26 protein-coding genes are annotated in these 22,153 nt (G+C 68.6%); 9 read left to right on the forward strand and 17 right to left on the reverse strand.

The features are described 5' to 3' along the window. Positions 1 to 250 precede the first annotated feature (250 nt). Positions 251 to 1,105, forward strand: a complete 855-nt coding sequence (locus ACZYY4_RS08805) for a hypothetical protein (RefSeq protein ID WP_463809499.1) — start codon at positions 251 to 253, stop codon at positions 1,103 to 1,105. 11 nt (positions 1,106 to 1,116) lie between these two features. On the opposite strand, the gene ACZYY4_RS08810 is transcribed toward ACZYY4_RS08805, so the two are convergent. From ACZYY4_RS08810 to ACZYY4_RS08825, 4 genes are all read right to left on the reverse strand, one after another. Further along, positions 1,117 to 2,352: a hypothetical protein gene (locus ACZYY4_RS08810; protein WP_463809501.1), complete on the reverse strand. Its 1,236-nt coding sequence runs from the start codon at positions 2,350 to 2,352 to the stop codon at positions 1,117 to 1,119. Positions 2,353 to 2,789: 437 nt separating this feature from the next. Beyond that, a complete protein-coding gene (locus ACZYY4_RS08815) occupies positions 2,790 to 3,686 on the reverse strand; it encodes a glycoside hydrolase family 16 protein (protein ID WP_463809672.1) in 897 nt (298 codons plus the stop codon). 75 nt (positions 3,687 to 3,761) lie between these two features. Next, positions 3,762 to 4,145, reverse strand: a complete 384-nt coding sequence (locus tag ACZYY4_RS08820) for a hypothetical protein (RefSeq protein ID WP_463809503.1) — start codon at positions 4,143 to 4,145, stop codon at positions 3,762 to 3,764. An 88-nt stretch (positions 4,146 to 4,233) separates the two neighbouring features. Beyond that, positions 4,234 to 5,088 carry an oxygenase MpaB family protein gene (locus ACZYY4_RS08825; RefSeq protein WP_463809505.1) on the reverse strand — a complete coding sequence of 285 codons (855 nt, stop codon included), beginning with the start codon at positions 5,086 to 5,088 and terminating at the stop codon, positions 4,234 to 4,236. 105 nt (positions 5,089 to 5,193) lie between these two features. On the opposite strand from ACZYY4_RS08825, the gene ACZYY4_RS08830 reads away from it, so the two are divergent. Together ACZYY4_RS08830 and ACZYY4_RS08835 are read left to right on the forward strand one after the other, a co-directional pair. Then, positions 5,194 to 5,850 (forward strand): TetR/AcrR family transcriptional regulator, encoded by a 657-nt coding sequence (locus tag ACZYY4_RS08830; RefSeq protein ID WP_463809507.1) that lies wholly within the window; start codon positions 5,194 to 5,196, stop codon positions 5,848 to 5,850. Further along, positions 5,847 to 6,233, forward strand: a complete 387-nt coding sequence (locus tag ACZYY4_RS08835) for a hypothetical protein (RefSeq protein ID WP_463809509.1) — start codon at positions 5,847 to 5,849, stop codon at positions 6,231 to 6,233. The genes ACZYY4_RS08830 and ACZYY4_RS08835 overlap by 4 nt, the downstream gene beginning before the upstream one ends. A 428-nt stretch (positions 6,234 to 6,661) precedes the next feature. Here ACZYY4_RS08835 and ACZYY4_RS08840 read toward each other — a convergent pair whose 3' ends face one another. Beyond that, positions 6,662 to 7,888 (reverse strand): hypothetical protein, encoded by a 1,227-nt coding sequence (locus ACZYY4_RS08840; protein WP_463809511.1) that lies wholly within the window; start codon positions 7,886 to 7,888, stop codon positions 6,662 to 6,664. Between the two features lie 38 nt (positions 7,889 to 7,926). On the opposite strand from ACZYY4_RS08840, the gene ACZYY4_RS08845 reads away from it, so the two are divergent. Continuing rightward, positions 7,927 to 8,553, forward strand: coding sequence for a TetR/AcrR family transcriptional regulator (locus ACZYY4_RS08845; protein WP_463809513.1), 627 nt, complete (start codon positions 7,927 to 7,929; stop codon positions 8,551 to 8,553). Position 8,554: 1 nt separating this feature from the next. On the opposite strand, the gene ACZYY4_RS08850 is transcribed toward ACZYY4_RS08845, so the two are convergent. After that, positions 8,555 to 9,829, reverse strand: a complete 1,275-nt coding sequence (locus tag ACZYY4_RS08850; RefSeq protein WP_463809515.1) for a PPE family protein — start codon at positions 9,827 to 9,829, stop codon at positions 8,555 to 8,557. Between the two features lie 11 nt (positions 9,830 to 9,840). After that, complete coding sequence (locus tag ACZYY4_RS08855) at positions 9,841 to 10,989, reverse strand: PPE family protein (protein ID WP_463809517.1); 1,149 nt, start codon at positions 10,987 to 10,989, stop codon at positions 9,841 to 9,843. 248 nt (positions 10,990 to 11,237) lie between these two features. Here ACZYY4_RS08855 and ACZYY4_RS08860 point away from each other — a divergent pair, with 248 nt between their 5' ends. Beyond that, positions 11,238 to 11,540 (forward strand): DUF732 domain-containing protein, encoded by a 303-nt coding sequence (locus ACZYY4_RS08860; protein ID WP_463809519.1) that lies wholly within the window; start codon positions 11,238 to 11,240, stop codon positions 11,538 to 11,540. Positions 11,541 to 11,563: 23 nt separating this feature from the next. After that, positions 11,564 to 11,866, forward strand: coding sequence for a DUF732 domain-containing protein (locus tag ACZYY4_RS08865; protein ID WP_463809521.1), 303 nt, complete (start codon positions 11,564 to 11,566; stop codon positions 11,864 to 11,866). Positions 11,867 to 11,881: 15 nt separating this feature from the next. Here the strand turns inward: ACZYY4_RS08865 and ACZYY4_RS08870 are convergent, their stop codons facing one another. The 4 genes from ACZYY4_RS08870 to ACZYY4_RS08885 form a co-directional block, all read right to left on the reverse strand. Then, positions 11,882 to 12,538, reverse strand: coding sequence for a L,D-transpeptidase family protein (locus ACZYY4_RS08870; RefSeq protein ID WP_463809523.1), 657 nt, complete (start codon positions 12,536 to 12,538; stop codon positions 11,882 to 11,884). A 61-nt stretch (positions 12,539 to 12,599) separates the two neighbouring features. Then, entirely contained in the window at positions 12,600 to 12,836 is a 237-nt protein-coding gene (locus tag ACZYY4_RS08875; protein WP_463809525.1) for a hypothetical protein, read from the reverse strand. A 3-nt stretch (positions 12,837 to 12,839) separates the two neighbouring features. Further along, complete coding sequence (locus ACZYY4_RS08880) at positions 12,840 to 13,472, reverse strand: phosphatase PAP2 family protein (RefSeq protein WP_463809527.1); 633 nt, start codon at positions 13,470 to 13,472, stop codon at positions 12,840 to 12,842. Positions 13,473 to 13,475: 3 nt separating this feature from the next. Then, the gene (locus ACZYY4_RS08885; RefSeq protein ID WP_463809529.1) at positions 13,476 to 13,808 is read right to left on the reverse strand and encodes a hypothetical protein; all 333 of its coding nucleotides are present in this window, start codon (positions 13,806 to 13,808) and stop codon (positions 13,476 to 13,478) included. Between ACZYY4_RS08885 and bluB the strand changes: the two genes are divergently transcribed. The 3 genes from bluB (at position 13,807) to ACZYY4_RS08900 (ending at position 16,716) form a co-directional block, all read left to right on the forward strand. Next, on the forward strand, positions 13,807 to 14,496 hold the full coding sequence (bluB, locus tag ACZYY4_RS08890) for a 5,6-dimethylbenzimidazole synthase (RefSeq protein ID WP_463809531.1): 690 nt from the start codon (positions 13,807 to 13,809) through the stop codon (positions 14,494 to 14,496). The two genes, ACZYY4_RS08885 and bluB, sit on opposite strands and share 2 nt — an antisense overlap. Further along, positions 14,493 to 15,392: an amidohydrolase family protein gene (locus ACZYY4_RS08895; RefSeq protein WP_463809533.1), complete on the forward strand. Its 900-nt coding sequence runs from the start codon at positions 14,493 to 14,495 to the stop codon at positions 15,390 to 15,392. The genes bluB and ACZYY4_RS08895 overlap by 4 nt, the downstream gene beginning before the upstream one ends. 130 nt (positions 15,393 to 15,522) lie before the next feature. Next, a complete protein-coding gene (locus ACZYY4_RS08900; RefSeq protein ID WP_463809535.1) occupies positions 15,523 to 16,716 on the forward strand; it encodes an alpha/beta hydrolase family protein in 1,194 nt (397 codons plus the stop codon). Positions 16,717 to 16,755: 39 nt separating this feature from the next. Here ACZYY4_RS08900 and eccE read toward each other — a convergent pair whose 3' ends face one another. From eccE to ACZYY4_RS08930, 6 genes are read right to left on the reverse strand one after another with little or no spacing between them, the layout of a single operon-like run. Then, positions 16,756 to 17,742, reverse strand: coding sequence for a type VII secretion protein EccE (gene eccE / locus ACZYY4_RS08905; RefSeq protein ID WP_463809537.1), 987 nt, complete (start codon positions 17,740 to 17,742; stop codon positions 16,756 to 16,758). Then, positions 17,739 to 19,127, reverse strand: a complete 1,389-nt coding sequence (gene mycP / locus ACZYY4_RS08910) for a type VII secretion-associated serine protease mycosin (RefSeq protein WP_463809673.1) — start codon at positions 19,125 to 19,127, stop codon at positions 17,739 to 17,741. Before mycP ends, eccE begins: the two co-directional genes overlap by 4 nt. Before the next feature lie 59 nt (positions 19,128 to 19,186). After that, on the reverse strand, positions 19,187 to 20,620 hold the full coding sequence (gene eccD, locus ACZYY4_RS08915; protein ID WP_463809539.1) for a type VII secretion integral membrane protein EccD: 1,434 nt from the start codon (positions 20,618 to 20,620) through the stop codon (positions 19,187 to 19,189). Positions 20,621 to 20,644: 24 nt separating this feature from the next. Beyond that, positions 20,645 to 21,520, reverse strand: a complete 876-nt coding sequence (locus tag ACZYY4_RS08920) for an ESX secretion-associated protein EspG (protein WP_463809541.1) — start codon at positions 21,518 to 21,520, stop codon at positions 20,645 to 20,647. Between the two features lie 33 nt (positions 21,521 to 21,553). Then, positions 21,554 to 21,841: a WXG100 family type VII secretion target gene (locus ACZYY4_RS08925; protein ID WP_463809543.1), complete on the reverse strand. Its 288-nt coding sequence runs from the start codon at positions 21,839 to 21,841 to the stop codon at positions 21,554 to 21,556. A 14-nt stretch (positions 21,842 to 21,855) separates the two neighbouring features. Beyond that, the gene (locus tag ACZYY4_RS08930) at positions 21,856 to 22,149 is read right to left on the reverse strand and encodes a type VII secretion protein EsxS (RefSeq protein WP_329786839.1); all 294 of its coding nucleotides are present in this window, start codon (positions 22,147 to 22,149) and stop codon (positions 21,856 to 21,858) included. Positions 22,150 to 22,153: the final 4 nt, after the last annotated feature.

Genomic DNA, 22,153 nt, shown 5'->3' on the forward strand with positions numbered 1-22,153 from the left:
AGTTGCACCGTCCCTTATTGGTCCCTTGTACGGGGTCGAACCCGAGCCGTACTCGGCCCGACCTCGACCCCTACTCGGGACTTACTAAATGCGCTGGTAGAACTGCAATTCTAGTTAGCCAGAACGCCGTCTAGCTCGGTCTTTCCGAACATCTGTTCACCCATGGAAATAGCTTCCCAAGCTGAATACGCGGGTTCGATTCCCGTCATCGGCTCCACGCTGAGCGTCTGTGCACAGCACAATCAACCCCATGGGCCTATTCCCGAAGCCGCACGTCACCCTGACCGACGCCGACATTGCCGACGCGCTCGGCCGCGCGGTGGCGGTCATCAACCCGCTGCTCGACCTGCTCTCGGAATCTGATCCGATCGGGCTGCGCAAGCGCACCCGCCGGCTGCTCAGCCCACCCCGAGGGCTGACCGATCGCATCCGCCGATTCCGGCTACGGCGGCGCCGCCACGAAGCCGGCCGCGGGCCCAGCACCGCCGACCGCGCCCTGAACGCGGGCGCGCAGTTGATGAACGCCGCCGATCTCCCGGGCACCGCCGCCTGGGATCGGATGAGCCGGGACGAGCGGGTGCACTGGTGGGTACACCGGGTCGGCGCGCTGAACACACTGGTGGTGGCCGCACCGGGCGTCTTCGGGTGGTTGGCGCGGGTGGTGCCGATCGGCGAGCTGGCCGGATTCGTCAACCACGCCATCGTGCTGTGCGCGCTGGCCCGCGAGTACGGCGTCACCGACCGACGCGAGCAGGTTCGGTTGCTCGCCGCGGTGCTGTGCCGACGTGATCTGCCCGAGGGCGTCGACGTGCCGGCGCCCCCCGACCCCGACCCGCTCCCCGAAACCCCGCCACCGGGATGGAAACCCCTGAAGACCATCACGTCGTCGACCCCGGTGGTGATCACCCGGACGGTCTGGCAGCTGGCCGGCATCCTGCGGGCAACCTTCGAGGAGGCGGCCAAGCGGCCGCACGCGAAGAAGCTGTACCAGCGCCTGAGTGTGCTGCCCGGGATCGGGGCGATCGCCGGCTATTTCGGCGAGCGGGGCGCGCTGTTGCAGTCAGCCCGGGAGGGCGTGGCCTGGCTGGACGAGCACCAACGGTAGAAGCCGGGCTACTAGCTCGGGTCTGAGTCGTTGGCCGCGGGCTTGGCGCCTGCGCCGCCCGCGCCGCCGGCACCCGGGTTGGTGCCATTGTTGTCCTCGCCTGGCGAGCCGACAGCACCCGGGGTCTCACCCGAGGCACCGCCGTTGCCACCGGTACCACCAGTTCCACCGGCCGCCAGGGTGCCACCGACACCACCGACACCGCCGTCGCCGCCGTCGCCGCCGTTGCCGACCACTCCGGCGGCACCACCGAACACGCCCGGCGCACCGGCGGTCCTGCCGGCCATGCCACCGGCACCACCCGTGCCGCCGTTGCCGCCGTTGTTGTCGAACGTGGTGTTGACGAGGCTGCCGTCACCGCCGGCACCACCAGCGCCGCCGACGCCACCGTTACCGGAGTTGCCGCCGTTGCCGAACACCAAACCGCCGACGCCGCCGTTACCAGCGGTGCCACCAGCGCCACCCTCGCCGCCGGCCTCCGCAGCCGTCGTACCTGTTGCGTCGTCACCGTCGGCCCCGGCGCCGCCGGTACCACCGTCGCCGCCGTTGCCACCGTTGCCGAACGTCCCGCCGGCACCACCGTTGCCACCGTGGCCGCCCGCGGCACCAGTGGCACCGATGCCGCCCTGGCCGCCGTCGCCGCCGTTGCCCATGTTCAAGCCGCCGGCACCGCCGACGAAGCCATGCCCGCCGACACCGCCGTCGATACCGGCCACACCGGCCGCCCCGATGCCACCTGCGCCACCGTTGCCGAACATGCCGGCCGCGCCGCCGTCGGACCCACTCAGCTCGTGTGCACCGTCGGTGCCGGGGGCCACGACGTCACCGTCGGCGTTCACCCAAATCTCGCCACTGCCACCGTCACCGAAGAAGAAGCCGCCGTCGCCGGCGGCGACCACGCCGTCGTCGCCGATCGTCGCGTCGACGCCGTTGCAGACCAGGCCACAGATGTCACCGTTGGCGAAGAGCGCGTTGATCCCGGAGTCGTCGAAGAAGGGGATCAGTGACTCCCCGAACGAGTGGAGGCTGCTGTAGATCGAGTCGTACAGATCGCCCAGGTCGAGGCCGCCCTCTGCGGAGCCGGGCAGGTCAACCGCGCTCAGCACATCACCGAAGTCGAAATCGAAGTCGGCGTGTGCGGCCGGAGCGGCGGCCGGCGGGCCCAGTCCGAGCGCCAGAAACGCACCTACGGCACTCCCAGCGCTCACCACTCGCCGACGCGCACCACCGTCATGACTTTGGCTCATCAGAATCCCTCCCGTGGATTTGTTGTCAGACCGTCATTTCTCCCTCAGCGTCGCCTTAGCCGGCGAGGAGTGGGACGTTACCTCAGCGATACACATTCCGGCCGCACCTTTATCCAGATCTGCCAAATACCAAATTCATGACATGCGGCTGAGCTGGCACCAATTCGAATTACAGCATGGATTATGTGATGTAGGTCACAGCATGATTCGGCCTTGGCGTGCGCGTTTACCAATCGGTAACAATCGGTTGGACCACCTCCGTCGGATCGAGGTGGTGAAGATCAGCAGGCTTTTTCGCAGCAACCCGCCGGTGCACACGGAATATATAAGCGTGAACCCGCGTCGCAATTAGTGCACCAAGTACTCGCCTACCGGATTCGCGCGCGGGCTCCGCGATAAAAAGCCGGAAAGAGGAAAGAAATAGGAAATGGGCAGCGCTAGAAGACCCGCACCCAGTCGATCAGCATGTCCGCCGGGTAGGAACCCTGACGGGCGTCCCCGCCCCCGGACCCGCCGACGGCCAGGTTCAGGATCGGGAACACCGTGTAACCGGGATCGTTGAACGGCCACTGGCGGCCCGGCTCGTCGATCTGCTCGATGCCCACGGCCGGGACGCTGAAGTAGGGCTCCATACCCTCGACATAGTCCTGCCAGAAGTACATGCCGCTCTGGTTCCAGGTGACCCGCCAGTTGTGCCAGTTGCCGTCGACCGGCATCTGGAAGGTCTCGAACGCGGTGCCGAACGGGTTGGCGTGCACGGTGGTGCCGGACGGCCACTCGCCGTTGCCGTACCACTCCATCAGGTCGATCTCCCCTTCACGGCCCGGGTCGTCGTTGGACAGCCACCAGCCTGGCCAGCAGCCCGCGGTCTGGCAGTTCAGCTTGATCCGGGCTTCCCAGGTGGTGCCGACGCCGCCACGCCAGTTGCCGTGCACCAGCCCGCCGAAGAACGTGTTGCCGTCGTGGGTGGCACGGATGACGAGGTTGGATTTGCCGTCCAGGAAGACGTTCTGGCGACTGTCGCGGTATTGGTAGAAATACTCGGGCCGGTCCCAGCCGACCGGGCGGCGGATCGGGGTGCGGTGGTTGGAGATCGTCCACTTCGACCCATCCGGGGCCGAGCCGGCCGGGCCGTCGAACTCGTCATGCCAGATGAACCCACCTGGCTTGGCGGCGACGGCCGGGGGCGCAGCCGGATCAGCCGGCGCAGCAGGTGGCTGCGCCGGGTCGCCGGGCGTTCCGGGCGGTGCGGGGACGGCTCTGGCCAGCGGGTTCGGCGCGGCGGCGGCTAGGGCCCCGGCACCGAGCATCATCATGACTTGGCGGCGGTTCATCTCGGACACGGTGGCAATGTAACCCACACCGGAACGGTGTCAAACCAGGCAAGCCCGGCATTTTGGTGGGCTATCTCACTCGTCGCCGCAGGCGCTGTCATCGAGCACACCGACCGCTATCCCGTAGGGCAAAAACCGTACTTTTCGTTTGGGATCGGGATTGCGTTGGCCGGCGCGCAAGGCGTCGATCTCGGTCGCGTACACCTGCTCGATCCGAGCCGCCCCGTCGTCGCCGACGGCGTAGATGACCCACACGCCGTCACCGGTCTCGCCGGTGGTCGGCGGTCCGGACCGCGCCGCCTGGGCCAGGTCGGCGAAGATCGCGCCCCACCCCGTCCGGTTGCCGGCGGTGAACGTTCCGGAGAAACGGTCGAACGCCGCGCGCAGCCCTTCACCCGCCTCGCGCATCATCCGGTCCAAGTCCTCGGAATCGAATCCGAATGCCCCGTCGTCGCTCATCGCAAGCCCCTTCCGGCCCTTCCGGCCCGTAGCCACCCTCCAGTGTGCCTGGGGTGGGCTGGGTCTTGCCAGCGTCGTCCGGCCAGCGTCAGGCGGCGTCTGCCCGGTCGCGTTCGTCGATCAGCCGGCGACCGCTGCTCAGCCGACGCCGCATCGCCCACAGGTAGTAGCGCGCTGGCAGCCAGCGGATCGGCCGTGGCACCAGCCGGTACACCGGCGGCAGGACGGTCATCAGCGCGTCGAACAGCTTCTGATCGCGGGGGCTCCACGTCCAGTGCAGTTCCTCGCGGAGTTGCGGCGGCAGCAGGCCGCGGGTGATCCACCGGTTCAACGGCATCCCGAGCCGGATCAGCAGCGGCGAGTCGCCACCGCGGAACAATCTGTGGCAGAACGCACGCACGTGGTCGTCGATGGTCAGCTCGTCGAGTTTGCGCTGCCAGTACTGCTCGAACTCTGCGCGGGTCGGCGGCCACATGTCGGGCTTGACCTGCAGCGCGGTGCCGTAGACCGCCGACTGCTGATAGAGACGTTCGGCCGTGGCATCATCCATCGGACCCAGGAAGCGCTCGTAGAGGTCTTGGCCGTTCTTGTAGAGCGTGGCAGCCACCCACAGTTGCAGGTCGACGTCGAATCCGTTGTAACGCACCGGGCTGTCCGGCCCCGATTTCACCGGGACGTGCGCCTGGTTGACCATCTTGGTCACCGCGCGTCGCTCCTCGTCGGTGCCGAGGGTGGTGACGTAGATGTAGGTCATGGTGGTACGCAGCCGGTCCAGCGGCCTGGACAGCACCGTGCTGTGATCCGCAACGCCATGTCCGACGCCGGGTTCGGCCAGCTGCAGCAGCACCGTGACCCCCGCACCGAGGTACAAGAACCCCTCGCCGACGTAGTCGGCCAGGTTCAGGCCCCGGTCGACCGGTGGTCGGGATTGCCGAATCGGCATGGCCATACCCTCTCGAAGATGCAACAATACAACGATGATTGTTGCATCGTTGGCCGTGGTTTGGCAACGGCCTGTGGCGATAGCGGCGCGGTAGATTCGACCCCGATGGTCGCCAATCCGCTGTTTGCGCTGCTAGGGGCGTCAGACGAGTTCGGCGCCGATGCCCACATTCTGCGGGCGGCGCTGGAGCAGTTCGCGCTGACCGGGGTCCGGCGGACCAGCACCGACGACATCGCGCGCCGCGCCGGGGTCAACCGGGCCACCCTGTACCGGCGACTCGGCGCCAAGAACGAGATCGTCGCTGCCGCCTTCCTGTACGAGGCCGGCCGGGTGCTGACGCAGATCGACTCCGGCACCGGCGATCTCGCCGAGCGGCCGACCAATGCCGAAATCGACGACTACATCGTGCGGTTCTGCACCATCACTTTGACCACGTTGCGGGACAACCGATTACTGCACCAGCTGCTCGAGGTGGACCGCGACGAGACACTGCGGGCGCTGACCGTCGGGGCCGGTGACGTGGTGGAACTGGCGTCCGCGTTCCTCGCCCAACGTATCCTCCTGGTCCGCGAGCGCTCCGGCGGTTCGACGGATGCGGGCGAGATCGCTTCACTGTCAGCGGTTCTGGCCCGGATGACCCAGTCGCTGCTACTGACGCCGGACGGGCCGCCGCAGTTGCACACCCGCGCCGAGATCATGGCCTTCTCCGCGTCGGTCTTGACGCCCCTGATCCGGGGCGCGCCTAGTTCTCCGGAACGGTGATCGGAATCGGTATCGGCACCAAGGGAATTCGCAGGTACTCGGTCGTCATCGGCACGGTGGTGGTCGGCGGCACCGTAGTGCTGGGCGGAGCGGTCGTGGTCGGCGGCGCCGTCGTGGTTTGCGGCGCCGTCGTGGTGGTAGTGCTCGGCGGCACCGTGGTCGTCGTCGTGGGCGGCGCCGTCGTGGTGCTGGTGCTCGGCGGCGCGGTGGTGGTTTCCGGCGGTGCTGATGTAGTGGCCACCGGGAGCGGCGGCGCGGGAGTGCTGGGAGCCGGCGGCGGGGGCGGTGGCAAGGCGCTGGACGACGGGGCCGGCGGCACCACCAAGGCGCTGGTCTCCGGCTGGACCGGCGCCTGGTCATCAGAGGTGCGAGTCAAGCTGTAGAGGGCGCCGGCGACGGCGATCAGCGCCACCAGGAGGCCGATCCACAGCGCAACCTTCGGCAGCCTCGAGGGGTGCCGACGGCCGGGGACCGGTGCCGGCGGCACCGGAGCAGCAGGGCGGCGTCCAGTGCTCGGCGACTGCTCGTAGGGCTCTTCGACGTAGGGCACCGGTTCGGCACCGACACTGCCGTCCTCCTGCGACCAGGCGAAGGCGCCCACGACAGAACCGGTTCCGGGGGCAGACGTCACCGTCGGCGCCAACTCGGTTGCTCCGATTGCGTCGGCTTCCCGGGTGACATCGTCGTCCTGCGGGTCGTACATATGCTGCTTACCTTGGATCGACAACGGCTGGGAATCGCCACCACGATAAGCGGGGCCGAACGGTTCGGCGCTTCCGACACACCGGTGGGAACCGGGCTATCAGCCGATTCACACCACCGTCAGCGGCAGCGATTTGCGGGTGCGGAACGCGAAGGTCGCACCGCCGCTGACCTTGGTCACCATCACCTCGGGCAGTTCTTTCGCCGCGGTGTCGGTCTCGCTCAGCTGGGCGATCCAATCGGTGTCCGACCCCTCGACCGTCACCCGCAGGTGCGGGTTGACCGCGGTCGCGATGGCCTGCAGCGGGTTGACCTCTTCGGGCGCGCACAGCGCGATCCAGGCGTTGTCGTCGTGGGCGGGTGAGCGCTGCACCACGATCCGGCCGCCGCCGATCTCAGCGCGCACGTAGCCGGCCGGGTTGAGCAGCGGGTGCAACTCGAAGGTGCGCAGCGCCCCGTCGATGTCGTCGGAGAGCCGCAGGGCGTTCTTGAGACGCATCGCGCCCAGCCCGGCCAGCCCGGTGAGCTGGCGCCGGCCGATCGAGGCGGCCAGTTCGTCGGTGTCGGCCCGGGCGCGCACCGCCAGCGCGAACGACAGGTACAACAGGTGCATCTGCAGACACACCTCGTCAGCCATCCGAACCAGCGCGGAATGGGAGAATGCGGTGAAGTCGACGTCGGCCAGCAGCGGGCCGGTGTAGTCCGACAGCCCTTCGCCGGACGAGTCGATGTCATCGAGTTCCCAAGTGGCGGCTTTGGTCTCGCTGATCACCGCCAACGCGGGAATCGGTTGGGCCGGCGGGTAGGACTCGTCGATGATGACGGTCCAGCAGCAGTGCGGCTGCCGGTCCGACGGGGCCCGGGGCGGCCGGTGAACCGGGCGGCACTGCGCCTGAACGTTGGTCGCCACCGCGGTGGCGTCAAACGTCGGGTCCTCGATGGTGTGGCACATGCCGAAGACGTAGTCCTCGCCCATCGGCTCCACGTCGAGCAGCGCACCACAGCTGGCCAACTCGAATTCGCCGTTCCAACGGTCGTGCACCGTGAAGCGGAAGTCCATGAACTGCGGGGGTGAGCCGATGTCGAACTGCAGGCCCTTGAAGATGGTCGGCACGTCGTTGCCGGTGTAGCCCAGCGCCCGTTGCATGCGCCGGGTGTAGACCGGGCTGGAGCCGGCCCACTCCTCGATGGCGATCTGCAGCATCTCCTCGCGGCCGAACTCACTTATGCACCAGGCCATCCCGGAGCGGTCGATCATGTGCCCGATCAACAGCAGCTCGGGAACCAGCACGGCCAACTCGTCGCGCGACAGCGACGCATACCTGGATTCGGTCACAGAGGAAAAATAGACCGGACTATGTTATAAAGTCAACAATGGTTATTTCCGCTGGTATCACCCCGTCTCCGGGCCCCACCCGGCGAACCAGCGCGCCCCGCAAGCGCGGCGACGACACGCGGGCCCGAATCATCGACGAGACGGTGCGCTGCATCACCGAAGAGGGCTTCGGCGCGGCGACCGCCAAGCACGTCGCCGAGCGGGCCGGGGTGACGTGGGGCGTCATCCAGTACCACTTCGGCGACCGCAACGGACTGCTGATGGCCGTCGTCGACGATGGGGTGGCCCGATTGCTGGCGAGCCTGTCGGCGGTCGACGTCGGCGAACTGGAACTGCGGCAGCGCATCGAAGCCGTCGTCGACACCGCGTGGCGTTGCTACGCCAGCCCGACCTCACTGGCCGCGTTCGAGATCCTGCGGGCCACCCGCGGCAGTCTCGGCGAGCAGTCCCACGAGCACCTGCTGCAGATGAACGCGGCGATCAACCGACTGGGGCGGCTGGTCTCCGAAGACCCGGCGGATGCCGGTGTGGCCGAAGTAATCTGGGCTTCGCTACGAGGAATTGTGTTGGCGCAGATGATTATCGGCGGGGCGTTCGACTGGCAGTCCGAGCGGAGGGCACTGATCGAGATGGTCAGCCACTATCTGGAGCGCGAGCGCCGATAGCCTACGCAGACTGGTCCGAGGGTCCCGTGCGCCAATGCGTTGGCAGCGGCTGCCCCTCGCGGGGCCGGTTGTGATACGCCCAGGACGACGCCAGCCAGCCGTTGCCGTTGGTCATCGTCGTGATCGGCTTTCCGTCTTGATCCTCGTTCTTCTTACCGGTCTTCTGGCCGCGACGGCTGGTGGTGTCGGTCGTTGCGCCCTGGCCCGCGGTCGTTCCCATCATCGCCTCCTGGAACGCCATCCCCGGCGGCAAACCCAGACCGGCGGGCAACCGGGTCTCGGCGGCGGCCAGGGTGAATGCGGTCGGCCGTATCTCCGGTGCCGCGCTTGCCCAACTCGGCGGCACCGACAGCCCCCCGATCGGGGTGGCCCTGCCCAGGCCCGCACCCACCGTCGGCGTTGTGGAAGCAGACAACACCCCACGCGGTCCCAGCCCCTCGAACGTCAACGCTCCCTCCATGCCACCGCGGACGAACAGCAGCCTTCCCCAGCCGGCACCGTTGGTCACCACGCTGTACGTGCTGGAGTCGAAGCTCAACCCACTGGCCGCAACGCTGGTGAAGGGGGTCAACGGATTCACCATGTCGGCGAGCGAGCCCAGCCCCGCCGACGTACCCGACGAAGTATCCGACGTGCCGGCGGGCGTCAGAAATTGCTGCAGCACAGTCTGTATCGCACTGTTCAGTTGGGTCTGGGTTCCGGTGCCGGCCGCATGTGAGGCCGCGGCGGACTGGGCGCCGGTCCCGGCCGGGTTGGTGGTCTGCGGCGGCTCGTCCAACGCCGGCAGTGTGCTTGCCGGCGCCGAAATCGCGGCGTAGGAGTACATCGCGACTGCGTCTTGCGCCCACATCTCGGCGTACTGAGCTTCGGTGGCGGCGATGGCCGGGGTGTTCTGCCCGAGGAAGTTGGTGGCGACCAGCGTCGCGAGCAACGCCCGATTGGCGGCCACCTCGGCCGGCGGCACCGTCGCCGCGAACGCGGTCTCATAGGCCGCGGCGACCGTCTTGGCCTGAATGGCGGTCTGCTCGGCCTTGGCGCAGCTCTCCTGCAGCCACGCCACGTACGGAGCCGCTGCCTTGACCATCGCCGCCGAGGCCGGGCCGGACCATTCGTGGCCGATCAGGCTGGAAATCACTTCCGAGTAGCCGACGGCGGCCGTCTCCAGGTCAGCGGCCAGGGCATCCCAGGACGCTGCCGCCGCGAGCATCGGTGCGGCCCCCGGGCCGGTGTACATCCGCCCCGAGTTGACCTCTGGGGGAAGTAGAGCGAAATCCATTTCGGTTCGGGTCAGCCCGCGGCCGGCGATCGAGGCACCACGGTGCGGCGATTCGAAGCGGCGCGGGCCGTCGCCGCCCCCAGGCCGCGACCGGCCAGCGTGCCCAGCATGGTCTCGCCGAACGCTGTTCCCGGCACACCGCCGGCGACCGCCGCGGCCACCGGCGCAGCGGAAGCAGGCAGTGGCACACCGGCCGAGGCCAGCGTGACGGGTATCGCCCAGCCGTGCGGCACCGACAGCCCCCCGATCTTGAGGGCGTTGCCCGCGCTCGCCGACAACCCCGCTCCGCCGAGACCCGCGCCTCCGAGTCCGCGGCCACCCAGGCCCAAGCCCCCGAGGCCAAGACCGGCCGGTCCGAGCTGTGGCGGGTTGAGGATTTCGCCTAGGCCGCCGGGGTTTTCGGCATTGAAGGCCGTCAGACCGATTCCGTTGTTGAGGTTGCTGAGCACGTTCGCGGTGCCGGACCAACCGGTCATCGTGGCGCTCATGCCCTGCGTGGCCAGCCCGGTGAACGGCGACACCTGACCGATCCCTGAAGTCAGCGAAGACAATGCCGTGGTGGTGTCACTGGCAGCCGCTGCCGAGCCGGCCTGGGCCACAGCGGCGGATTGGGCGGCCTGCCCGGACGCGTTGGTGGTCTGCGGCGGCCGGCTGAACGCGGCCAACGCCGACGCGGCCGCCGACGAACCCGCGTAGCGGTACATCGCGGCGGCGTCCTGGGCCCACATCTCGGCGTACTGGCGCTCGGCCTCACCGATCGCCGGGGAGTTCTGTCCGAAGAAGTTCGTGGCGACAAGCTGTTTCAGCAGGACTCGGTTGGCGGCGATCAGCGGCGGAGGAACCACGGCCGCCACCGCCGTCGAATAGGCCTCCGCGGCGGCGGTGGCCTGGCGCGCCGTCTGGTCAGCTTGCGCGCCGGTGCCGCGCAGCCATGTCACATACGGCTGGGCAGCAGCGGCCATCGCCGTCGCCGCCGGGCCGCTCCACGGCCCCGTGGCCAATGCGGAAGTCACCGAGTCGTACGTCGCCGCGGTGGTCTGCAGCTCGGCGGACATGTTCTCCCATGCGGAGGCGGCGGTCAGCAGTGATCCGGACCCGGGGCCGGTGTACATGCGTCCGGAGTTGATCTCCGGAGGCAAGACACCGTAGTCCAGGTACATCACGCCCCCTCGCTCGTTCGTCCACAATTCGTCAGCAGTTACCTGATAGTTGTCCGGCGATTAGGAAACGCCGCTTAGGTGAACTAAAGGTTACGGCCAGGTAGTCAACACGGTGGCGTGTCGATGAACTGTTGCGAGCGGCGCCACCGGCCCGAAACATGTCGACGCAGAACAGACGGATTGTGTTCACCTGCCATTCATGTCGTGGCAGGTGTCGGTTAAACCGGGGCAGCGATGCTAACGGCACTGTGAAGCACGCACGATGGATTTTGACCGCGATCGGCGCCGCCGCGCTCGTCGGCTTGGCCGCGCCTGCACATGCCGACACCGACCCGGACGCCGTGTTCCTCAACGCGGTCGACCAGGCGGGTATCGAGTACACCGATCCACAAGAGGCCGTCGCCGTCGGACGCCAGGTCTGCGATTACCTGCAGACCGGGCACCATGCGGATGGCGCCGCGCGTGCCCTGCGAATCTCCAACCGCAGCCTGTCGGTGAAGAACTCCGCCCGATTCGTGAGTTTCGCACAAACTGCGTACTGCCCCAACTAGATAGCCGTCCTACGGAGGAAACGATGAGGGTTCGCACACCCGCGTTGGCGGTATTCGCGATGGCAGGCCTGCTGAGTTTGGCCGCACCGGCGGCGGCCGAACCCGGCGACTCCGGCTTCCTGGGTGCACTCGACCAGGTGGGCATCTCTTACCCGAACCCCGCCGACGCCGTGGCCGGCGGCCAGGCGGTGTGCCAGTACCTCGCCGACGGACACAGCGCCAACCAGGCGGCCAAGGCTTTGAAGAACGCCAATCCGAGCCTGACGCTTACGAAGGCATCCCAGTTCGTCGGTATCGCCCGAGCGACGTACTGCGCTGAGACCTAGAGGCGCTACTGACGCCTATTGGGCGATCGCGATGACCGCGCCGGGGCGCAGCCACTGGATGATCTGCACCAGCTTGGCGTCGTCGATCGCCACGCAGCCCGCGGTCGGGCCGCCGTCTGTGGTGTGAAAGAAGAACGCTGCGCCGTCGCCGAGCGTGCGAGCGGAGTTGACGCCCATCACCACCGCATGCTTGTACTGCGGGATCTCGAGGTTCTCGCTCTCGTTGGTGTCGAACTGGCACTGCGCCTTTTTGCAGACCTGCATGGTGTTGAACGTCGGGCTGTGGTCGTCGCCGTTCCACCAGTGGTCCGATCCGACCTGGACATACTGCAGTCCCCCACCGGGATTCGGCGCGGTGCCGAACGCGTACGGCAGCGTGAACACACCCATCGGCGTCGCCGGGTACCCGCTCTTGGCTTTCTGAGCCATCCCCGCCGAGCCGACGTGGGTGGGTATACCGGCGGCAACCGGCTGCCAGCCCGTCGCGCCGCGCTGATACACGTCCATCTTGGCGTCCGAACCGCCCACTCCGACAACGGAGATCACCTGATTCGCGTTGCCTACCGACGGGGCGAACCACGGAGCGGCATCGCCTTGGGCCCCCGGCGCCGCGACCAGCGTCGTGCCGGCCGTGCACAGGGCGGCGCAGAACAGGCTCAGCAGTCGGCGCATCGACTCATCATCGGCGCAGGCCGGGGGCGGGTCAAACACCAGCCCCGGCGCGCCGGGCTTTCTACGGTTCTGCGCGACGCTCCAGGTCTTCGACCGGCGCCTCGCCCTTGAGCAGACCGCGAGACGCCAGATACCCGTGGAAGTACTCCCGGTGCTCGGGACACGTCAGCCAGACCTTGCGACGTTCCGGGGTGTGCAGCTTGGGGTTGTTCCACAGCATGCCGAAGGTCGCGTCGGCGCTGCAGCCCTTTCGCGAGCAGACGAGCGTCCCCACCGGGTCGGCGTCATAGCTGGTCATGGATCAAGCCTGCCACGGCTTGAGTAACACCACCCATAGCGCCAGGTATGCCCAGCCCAGCGCCCAGCCGGCCAGCACATCGGAGGGATGGTGCACGTTGAGCGCCACCCGGGCGACGCCGACCGCGGCCACCACGAGCACCCCGGCGCAGACCGCGGCCGCCCGGGCTCGGCGCCGCAGCAGCGGCAGCGTCAGCACCAGCAGCGCGCCGACGCCGACCATCACCCCCAGGGCGTGGCCGGAGGGAAACGACGACGACGATGCCGCAGCCAACGCGGTCACCGGGCGGGGCCGATCGACCGAACCCTTGGCCACAACGGTGAGCAGCCCGCTCATATCCACTGCCACGAGCAGGAACAGCGCCGGCCGCAGCCGGCGCCGCGCCAGCTCGACCACCGCCGCCACCATGGCCAGCAGCCGGAACACCGCAGGCGTGAACACCGTGGACAACCCGTCCCAGAACCGCACCCAGCCTGAATGCTTGCTCCCGATGTCGTAGCTCGCGTCCAACGCGGCGGCGTCGACCCCGGCCAGCCAGCCCCAGCCCTGCAGGTAGCCCACCAACATCAGGACATAGACCGCCACCGCCACCGCGATCGAGCCCAGTGCGGTTGCGCGCAGGGGCGAAGGAGCCATCACCTAGCTCTCGTCTCGGCGGGCAACGGTGCTCCGCAGGTCCGGCCACGGCGGGCGGCGCAGCACCGCAAGGGAGGCGATCACCGCTGACACCAGGCCGGTGAGCACCCCCACCAACGCGATCCGGTCCGCGTTGACGGCCGCCACCCACTTGGCGCTGTCACCGCGGATCACCACCACACCGAGCGGGGTGGCAGTCACCCCGGAACCGCCGGAGGCTCTGATTCGGGTAGCGGTGATGACCGTGGCGCCGTCGGGTGTCTGGTGCGGCTCGCCGTAGACCAAGGCGCCGGCGGCCTCGGTGGGCAGCTGGCCGAGCAGTTCCGGACGTTTCATGGCGGGCATCCCTTCGTGTGGCTCCTACCATGATCCCGTGGCCGATCCGTCCTTCAGCGCGCAGGAGCGCCAAGCCGTCTACCGGGTGATCGCCGAACGGCGCGACATGCGCCGGTTCGTCCCCGATAGCGCCGTCGACCCCGACGTGCTGGCGCGCCTGCTGGCGGCGGCGCACGCCGCGCCGAGTGTGGGGCTCATGCAGCCGTGGCGGTTCGTCCGGATCACCGACGACACCCTGCGGCATCGCATCCACGCCCTGGTCGACGAGGAGCGCCAACGCACCGCCCGTGCGTTGGGGCGGCGCGAACAGGAATTCCTGGCACTCAAGGTGGAGGGCATCCGCGACTGCGCCGAACTGTTGGTGGTGGCGTTGCGCGAAGGTAGGCAAGCCCATATCTTCGGTCGCCGGACATTGCCGCAGATGGATCTGGCGTCGGTGTCGTGCGCCATCCAGAACCTGTGGCTGGCCGCCCGCGCCGAGGGATTGGGCATGGGATGGGTGTCACTGTTCGAACCGCGGCCGCTGGCGGAGTTGTTGGGCATGCCGGCCGACGCAGAACCGGTGGCCATCTTGTGCCTGGGACCGGTACCGGAGTTTCCCGACCGGCCCGCGCTGGAACTCGACGACTGGGCCTACCGGAAACCGTTGGGCGAGTTCGTCTCCGAGAACAGCTGGGAGCAGTCGTGAGCGGCAGCGACGAAGCCGCCGCGGTCCGGCAGATCTGGTCCGGACTCGGGTTGCCGGGAATCATCGACGTGCACACCCATTTCATGCCGAAGCCGGTGATGGACAAGGTGTGGAAGTACTTCGATTCGGCCGGCCCGATGGTCGGGCGCAACTGGCCCATCACCTATCGCACCGACGAGGCCCAGCGGGTCGAAACGCTGCGGGCCTTCGGGGTGCGCCGATTCACCTCGCTGGTGTATCCGCACAAGGCGCAGATGGCCGCGTGGCTGAATCAGTGGTCGGCTGAATTCGCCCGCTCAACACCGGATTGCCTGCCCGCCGCGACGTTCTATCCCGAGCCGGGAGCGGCCGACTACGTCGCCGCGGCGATCAGTGCCGGAACACACGTCTTCAAGGCACACATCCAGGTCGGCGACTATGATCCGAATGACCCACTGCTCGAAGATGTTTGGGGTGTTATCGAGGATTCTGACATCCCGGTCGTCATCCACTGCGGCTCGGGTCCGCAGCCCGGACGATTCACCGGGCCCGAACCGATTCGGCGACTGCTGCGCCGTCACCCGAGACTGACGCTGATCGTCGCGCACATGGGCATGCCGGAATACGGTGAATTCCTCGACATCTGTCTGGATTCGGCTGCCGTGTACCTGGACACCACGATGGCGTTCACGGCGTTCATCGACGATCGCATGCCCTTTCCGGCCGGCGAGGAGGCGCGGTTGCGTGCCGCGGGCGAGCGGATCGTGTTCGGCAGCGACTTTCCGAACATTCCGTACGGGTACCGTGACGCGCTCACCGCGGTAACCGCAGTTCGCGGCATCGACGACGCCTGGCTGCGGGGCGTTCTGCACGACAATGCCGCACGCCTATTCGCGATCGGGCTACCATCCGGATGACGCACCATCACCGCAATCGTCGAAACCGACGTTTTGCAGACAAAGTTCGAGTGAGGACCTGCAGAACGTCAGTTTCGGTGAACCGGACGGCAGTACCCCGGGCGACCTCACCCGAGAAAGGCCGGCGACCGTGACCTCTGACGCCACCCCGCTGACTCCACCCATCGGGATCCCCGATGTTCCGGGTGCGGACGCCGGCGCGCACGGTCTTCCCGACCGCAGCGAGTTGTCGTTGCGGGACAAGCTGATCGTGGATGCGTCGGCATTGTCCGATATCGGGTTACGCACCGCGGTCGCGTCCATGGTCGCCGCGGCGATAGTCCCCTCGGTGCTGACCACGGCGGTCGGCCGCGATCACTCGCGGCGGGAACGGGAACGACTGGCGTTCTACGCCGAGTTGGCCTCCGGACACGACCCGGCCCGCTCATTTCCGGCCCCGACAGCACTGCCCAGGATCTCCTCACGGCGGGCCAACCCGCTGGCCGAGCGGGTAGCGCGCGGCGTCGTGGAAAACGTGGCGTTCCGCAGTGGCTTCGAAACAATCAACCCGGCCATGCGGGATTCCTGGAGTGCCCTGAGCCACAACAACACCGCCCGGTTTCAGCACTGGCGTCACGACGACGGGCCACGGCCGACACTGTGCGTCATCCACGGGTTCATGGGGTCGGCCTACCTGTTCAACGGCCTGTTCTTCTCGCTGCCCTGGTTCTACCGGTCCGGCTACGACGTGGTCTTGTTCACCCTGCCATTCCACGGGCGGCGCGCCGAAAAGTATTCACCCTTCAGCGGATACGGTATTTTCTCGCACGGCATGTCGGGTTTCGCCGAGGCGATGGCCCAAGCGGTCCACGACTTCCGCTCGGTGGTCGACTATCTGGAGTTCACCGGCGTCGACCGCATCGCCCTGACCGGCCTGTCACTGGGGGGTTACACCAGCGCGCTGCTGGCCGCCGTCGAACCGCGACTGCAGGCCGTGATCCCGAATGTTCCGGTGGTCTCGGTCGATTCGGAGATCCGGGACTGGTTCCCGGCCAACATGGTGGTACAGGCCGGGCAACGGCTCGGCCGGGTCCGCTACGACGACTTCACCGCCGCCACGGCCTACCACTCCCCGCTGAACTACCCGCCGCTGGTGGCCAAGGACCGACGGCTGATCATCACCGGCCTGGGTGACCGGTTGGCGCCGCCGGAACAGGCCGAGATGCTCTGGCGGCATTGGGATCACTGTGCACTGCACTGGTTCCCCGGCAACCACGTGCTGCACGTCAGCCAGCCGGCCTACCTGCGGCGGATGACCGCGTTCCTGCGCGGGTACATGTTCTAGCCCGACCGCAGCGACCAGCCAACCCGCTTGCGATCGCCGCTAACGCGCAGCCACGCCGGCCGCCGCGACCGACCACCGCAGTCCGGCGAGCTCGTCGTCCGACAGCGCGGTGCGGCCGTCGAGGCGACTCCCGGACCGCGGATGCAATCCCAGCAGCGCGCTGCGATGATTGCCCTGCTCCGGCACCAGACCGGCCAGGGGGGCCGCACCGTCGGGCGCCGACCCGGTGCGCAGGGCGCACGCCGCGGCCACAGTCCGCTGACCGCCGTCGTCGGCGAATTCCAGTGCCGTCCAGGTCTCCCCGGCGTTCGAACCCCGGATCCGGCTCAGCGTGTCCGTCAGCGCCGCATCGATGGCGACCTGATAGGCCGCGACGTGGTCGCCCGCGCCGTCGACAACCGACCGCCACGTTTCCCGCGCACCCGCGCCGATCAGCGAGGGAATCTCATCGGCGGCCACAAGTGCGGCCTCCCAGCCGATCTCGCGAAGATGGTCGGCAAGGCGCCGGGCCGCGATGTCAGCGGTCCGCTGCAGCGGGATGCTAGACGAACGGGCCTGCAGCGCCGCCAGATTCGGTGCGGCCGAATAGGTCAGCCCGATCCAGGTTTCGGAGTCGGCCTCACCGCCCTCCGGCCGGGTGCCGCGACTGGTGATGCGCACTGCGTCGGCACGCAGACCGTACCGGTTCAGGTAGCCGGCGATCAGTGACAGCGGCAACGCATCCCCGGCCGCCGACGCCGTGATCCGCAGCGCCGCCGTGGCCCGCGCGCCGGACACCGAACGCCGGTCGGTGTGAACGCCGCTTCGCGAGCGCGACACGGCGAGCCGGCGCCGGACGATCGTGGTGAGGTGCAGACCCCGCCACCAGGTCAGCAGCAGGATCGCCACGGCGACACCTATGCCGAGCACCCAACGGTCCCGGGTGGCGGGCCACGGGTAGGCCATCAGTGCCGGCACCAGGGCCAGCAGAACCAGTGCGATTCGGCCCGGCCCGGGACGGGGAATGGTGGAACGGTGCGGGCTCACAGCTGGTTTTCCTTTCGTCGGCGGGCGGCCGCCGCGGCGCCAGTGGCGACGGCGGCGACCAGCCCGGCCAGCAGCGCGGTTCCGGCGAAGGCCACGATCCGCGGCGCCGGGTCCTCGGGTGGCGGCGCCGGCGGTGGCGAGAGTTTCTTCGACGGCGGGTTGGCCGGATCCGCGGCCGGCGTCAATTCCCAAGTCAAAGCCGCCACCGGGTCGACCGAGCCGGCGCCCACCAGAGCCGACGGCGCGCGGGCGCCGTTGTGGGCGGTAGAGACGATCCGGTGCGCCACCTGCATGGCGTTCAAGTCTGGATAGCGGCTGCGGACCAGTGCGGCCACCCCAGCGACGTAGCCGGCGGCGTAGCCGGTGCCGGTCAGCGGCACCAGCCTGCCCTGATTGCCCGGAAGGCCGTTGGCCAGTCCGCCGTCTTCGCGGTTGCTGATCGAGACGATGCCCTCGCCCGGTGCGGCGACGCCGACCCACGGCCCGGCCATCGTGAAGGCCGACGGCTCCCCCGACGAGGACAGTGACGCCACCGACAGCACGTACGGATGCCACCACGACGGCACCGACAGCGAGGTGACGCCCGTCCAGTTGCGTTGGTCGTGCGGCCGACTGAGGTCGGTGAGCGGATTGGACTCGCAGGCCTCGCCGCCGCCGCCGACCGATCCGGTCTGTCCGTTGTCGCCGGCGGCGGCCACGATCAACGCGTCCTTTTCCACCGCGGCGTAGCGCAGCGCCGCGCCCAGCGCGGTCTGGTCGACGTTGCGGTCGGCCGGCAGGCAGGTCGTGGTCGAGATGGTGATGACCCGCGCACCAAGGTCGGCGGCATGCACGATGGCGCGCGACAGGGCGGCGATGTCGACCACCACGCGAGTCGTTCGGGGGTCATCCCCGGCCAACCGCGGCGAGATCGACGCCGAGGCGGTTCGCAATGACAGCAGCCGCGCTGCGGGGGCCACGCCGGTGAAACCGTCCTGGCGGTCCGGCGCCGGCTGGCCCGCGATGATCCCGGCCACCAGCGTTCCGTGCCCGTCGCAGTCGGTCAGTCCGTCGGTCGTGCCCATGTAGTCGCCGCCGGCTTCCACGGCCGGCAGCCGCGGGCCCGGCCGCACGCCGGTGTCGATGACGGCTACCGTCTGGCCCTCGCCGCGGGAGAACTGCCACGCCGCGGGAAGGTCGAGCATCCGCTGAGCGGCGGTCGCGGTGCTGAGGTCGCTGCCGGGCAGCAGGCCCGAACTCGCGCAGTCGCCGCGCTGCTCCATCGCCGCGACGGGGCCGGGTGCCCCGCTCGGCGGCGGCACCGTCGGGTCGACGGTCGGCGGGGTGATCGCCAGCGCCGGAGCACTGGTCAGCAGTAGCGCCAAAGCCGCAGCCGCACCGGCCATGCCGGCCCCGCGAACCGCACCGCTACGCCGAGGGTGCGGTTCACCGGTGTCAGAGAACGTCATCGAGACAGAACCCAGGCGAAAATGCCGACCAGGTAGGCCATCACCGGGATCAGGGTGGCGTCGACGCCGGAGGCCAGGAAGCCCACCAACCGCCGCACCGGCAGCGAGTAGCTGTCCGGCGACGCGACGGTCGGACTCAGCGCGACCACCGCCCACACCGCCACCAGGGCGGCCAGCACCAGCACCGCGCCGAAAGCGGCCGGGTAACGGCCGGTCGCGGCGTAACCAACCAGCAGCACGACGGCGGTCAGGTGCGGCCCGGCCAGCAGCCACGCCTTGCACCACGCCGAATCCCACACCCGGGCCCGCAGCACCGAAGCCACCGCGATGCCCGCGACCACATACCACGCCCACCCCGAAAGTCCCTCTGGCTCAATGACGATGGCCACCGAGCCGAGCACGGCGAGCAGCACGGCGCCGGCGATGAACCCGGTCTGGTGGGCGTCGGTGACCCGAACGCGGCGCGGCAGGTCTTCGAGCACACTTTGTGGCAGCGCCGACGGCGTCGGGTCTCCCGGTGCCGGGATCACCGGCAGCGGCAGCCGCGCCCACAGCGCCGAGACCTGCGGAGCGGCAACGGTGAGCAGCAGCGACGCGGTGATCAGCCCGCAGCCGAGGCTGAGAAGCGGCAGCTCCCAGAAGGATTTGACGGCGGCCGCTGCCAACACCCCGGCTCCGACGACCAGGGCCGCGGTGAAGAAGGCGATCCCGCGTTGGCCGCGTCCGCCCGGGGGCAGGATCAGGCAGATCAAGGACCACGCACTGACCGCGGCCGCGCCCAACACCAAGTGCGCCGGACTGAACAGGCCGGGCACCGCCAGGGTGCCCGCGGCGGCGACCGGCACCAGCGCCGCGATCGCCAGGGTCAGCGCGGCGTCGGCCGAACGTGTCCGGCACGCCAGCGCCGCCAAGACGGTGAGCACCGCGATGGCAATCGCGGCGAAAAGGCCGGCCGGTTCGCCGGTGAGCGCACGATGCGCGGTGGCCAGCCCGGTGGCCGCGAAGACCAGCGCCACCCCGGCAGCCAGTGCGGCGCGCTGAATGTGCTTCGCCCCCCAGGGTTTACGTCGGGACGCCGAGAAGATGACGGCGGCATCGGCGATGTCCTCGACGATGCCGGGAGCCGCCGGCCCGACCGGCACCGGCCGAAGCGCCAGCAGGTCGCCGTCCACGACGCCGACCGTGTCCAGGCTGGCATCCAGGCTGAACGGCGCACCGCCGACCGGCGCCAGGCTCAGACGCGTCGCCGCGGCGGCGGCGGGTTCGGTGTCATCGCCGACATCCGGAGCCACCAGGCGCTGCACCGCGGGCAGAATTTCGCGCAGCGGCAACTCAGCGGGCACGGCGATCTCGGTCAGCCGACTGTCGGCCAGAACCGCGATGCGGACGATCGGCATGACGGCGCTGGTCAGCACCGGAGCTTCGGTCATTGGTGTTCTCTATTCTTTTCTCTGCTATGACAACTGGGTGGTGAAATCTCGGGACAGTCGCTGACCGGGGAACCACTGGCCGTCGGGCAGCGTGGCGGTCAACTGTTCGATCGCGACGGCGGTCGCAAAGTCGGTTCCGGGCCGGAAGATCGATACCCACTCGCCGTCGAAGGCCTGCGACGGGGTGACCAGGATTCGGCCTTCGTCGGTGTCGACCAGACTCATCCCGACCTCGGTGGTGGCGTGCCGGCCATCGTGGGCGCAGCCGGCGACCACCTCGACGTAGCTGCGCGGACCGGAGAACACCGATTCCACGATCGGTCGCGCTGAGCCTGGAATACCCAGGTAGTCAAGAACTTCGGTGAGTGGGGCACCGGCGCGCAGCCGCTCGTCGGCGCGCACTCCAACCCGGGCGGGCAGGGTGAACTCGTCGAACCGGGCCGGCGGTCGCTGCCGCAGGCCGGCCCCGAGCACCGGGATCAGCAGCCGCGGGTCGTCGATGTCCATCGCGGTGAAGGTGACCAGCTGGGCATTGCGCAGCGCCACCACCGTCCGGGTGGGCTTACCGGTGCCCTGGTCGCGGCGCGCCACGATGCCGCGCAACATCTCAGTCGCTCCGCTGGACGGTGAGCCCACATAACGCAGGTCCAGCCAACGGTCCGGGAAGCACACCACCCGGATCCATTCGGCCACGCACCGGTTCACCGTGCCGTCCGGCGAGACGACTCCCATCCGGGTCAGCTCATCACGCTGGCGCGCCATGAACGCACCGCGTTCCCCGGCGTCGGAGTAGGGCATGGTGATCGCCAGTACCCACGGGAAAGACCCCGCGCCAATGGTTTCCGCGATGTACCAGGCTTGCTCGACGGTCAGTTCGGCGGCGTTGGGTTCAGTCCCCATCGCCGCTTCCCCTCGTCGAGCGGATCACCTGGCTCAACCCCACTTGGCGGCTTCGGCGGTGTCGCGAGCGTTCATCATCAACGTGTTGGTCTCATGGGTCATCGCCATCGCGTGATACGCGCGAACCAACTCCTCCATCGCCTGATTCCACTGCACCTGCCACGCCTGATACGTCATACCCGTATCGCCCTGCCACGCCGCCGACAACGCCGCCTGCTCACTGGCGATATCCGCACCCACCGCCTGCAACGTGCCCGCATACCCATTCATCTCCCCGGCATGGGCCAACATCGCCGGGTAGTTGTACATAATCTGCGACATCAGACAAACCCTCCCTAAACCCCGGTGTAACCAGAAGCAGCAGCAGCATCGGCAGCCACATACGTGCTACCCGCATCCGCCAAATTCACCTGCGCCATATCCAGCAACGCATTCACCCGCGCCGCCAACGCCACAAACCGCGCATGCGACCCCTGAAACGCCGCCGCCGCCTCACCAACATGAAACGCCTGCGCCGACAACGCCGCCTGCTCCGCCTGCGCCATCGTCGACCGCATCAACGCCGCCTTCGCCCCAAACGCCGACTCCGAGGCCACCAACTGCGGAATATGGGCATCCAACATACTCATCGCC

Source organism: Mycobacterium sp. IDUB_21, from assembly GCF_055419425.1.

What these genes read in the sequence shown, in the direction of transcription:
- ACZYY4_RS08885 (WP_463809529.1), bottom strand. Translation starts at nt 13,808, where the DNA reads ATGAAACGTCCGGAACTGCTCGGCCAGCTGCCCACCGAGGCCGCCGGC.
- ACZYY4_RS08925 (WP_463809543.1), bottom strand. Translation starts at nt 21,841, where the DNA reads ATGTCGCAGATTATGTACAACTACCCGGCGATGTTGGCCCATGCCGGG.
- ACZYY4_RS08875 (WP_463809525.1), bottom strand. Translation starts at nt 12,836, where the DNA reads ATGACCAGCTATGACGCCGACCCGGTGGGGACGCTCGTCTGCTCGCGA.
- ACZYY4_RS08920 (WP_463809541.1), bottom strand. Translation starts at nt 21,520, where the DNA reads ATGGGGACTGAACCCAACGCCGCCGAACTGACCGTCGAGCAAGCCTGG.
- ACZYY4_RS08855 (WP_463809517.1), bottom strand. Translation starts at nt 10,989, where the DNA reads ATGTACCTGGACTACGGTGTCTTGCCTCCGGAGATCAACTCCGGACGC.
- bluB (WP_463809531.1), top strand. Translation starts at nt 13,807, where the DNA reads ATGGCGGGCATCCCTTCGTGTGGCTCCTACCATGATCCCGTGGCCGAT.
- ACZYY4_RS08880 (WP_463809527.1), bottom strand. Translation starts at nt 13,472, where the DNA reads ATGGCTCCTTCGCCCCTGCGCGCAACCGCACTGGGCTCGATCGCGGTG.
- ACZYY4_RS08805 (WP_463809499.1), top strand. Translation starts at nt 251, where the DNA reads ATGGGCCTATTCCCGAAGCCGCACGTCACCCTGACCGACGCCGACATT.
- ACZYY4_RS08930 (WP_329786839.1), bottom strand. Translation starts at nt 22,149, where the DNA reads ATGAGTATGTTGGATGCCCATATTCCGCAGTTGGTGGCCTCGGAGTCG.
- ACZYY4_RS08830 (WP_463809507.1), top strand. Translation starts at nt 5,194, where the DNA reads ATGGTCGCCAATCCGCTGTTTGCGCTGCTAGGGGCGTCAGACGAGTTC.
- eccD (WP_463809539.1), bottom strand. Translation starts at nt 20,620, where the DNA reads ATGACCGAAGCTCCGGTGCTGACCAGCGCCGTCATGCCGATCGTCCGC.
- ACZYY4_RS08865 (WP_463809521.1), top strand. Translation starts at nt 11,564, where the DNA reads ATGAGGGTTCGCACACCCGCGTTGGCGGTATTCGCGATGGCAGGCCTG.
- ACZYY4_RS08820 (WP_463809503.1), bottom strand. Translation starts at nt 4,145, where the DNA reads ATGAGCGACGACGGGGCATTCGGATTCGATTCCGAGGACTTGGACCGG.
- mycP (WP_463809673.1), bottom strand. Translation starts at nt 19,127, where the DNA reads ATGGCCGGTGCGGCTGCGGCTTTGGCGCTACTGCTGACCAGTGCTCCG.
- ACZYY4_RS08870 (WP_463809523.1), bottom strand. Translation starts at nt 12,538, where the DNA reads ATGCGCCGACTGCTGAGCCTGTTCTGCGCCGCCCTGTGCACGGCCGGC.
- ACZYY4_RS08810 (WP_463809501.1), bottom strand. Translation starts at nt 2,352, where the DNA reads ATGAGCCAAAGTCATGACGGTGGTGCGCGTCGGCGAGTGGTGAGCGCT.
- ACZYY4_RS08815 (WP_463809672.1), bottom strand. Translation starts at nt 3,686, where the DNA reads ATGAACCGCCGCCAAGTCATGATGATGCTCGGTGCCGGGGCCCTAGCC.
- ACZYY4_RS08850 (WP_463809515.1), bottom strand. Translation starts at nt 9,829, where the DNA reads ATGGATTTCGCTCTACTTCCCCCAGAGGTCAACTCGGGGCGGATGTAC.
- ACZYY4_RS08825 (WP_463809505.1), bottom strand. Translation starts at nt 5,088, where the DNA reads ATGCCGATTCGGCAATCCCGACCACCGGTCGACCGGGGCCTGAACCTG.
- ACZYY4_RS08845 (WP_463809513.1), top strand. Translation starts at nt 7,927, where the DNA reads ATGGTTATTTCCGCTGGTATCACCCCGTCTCCGGGCCCCACCCGGCGA.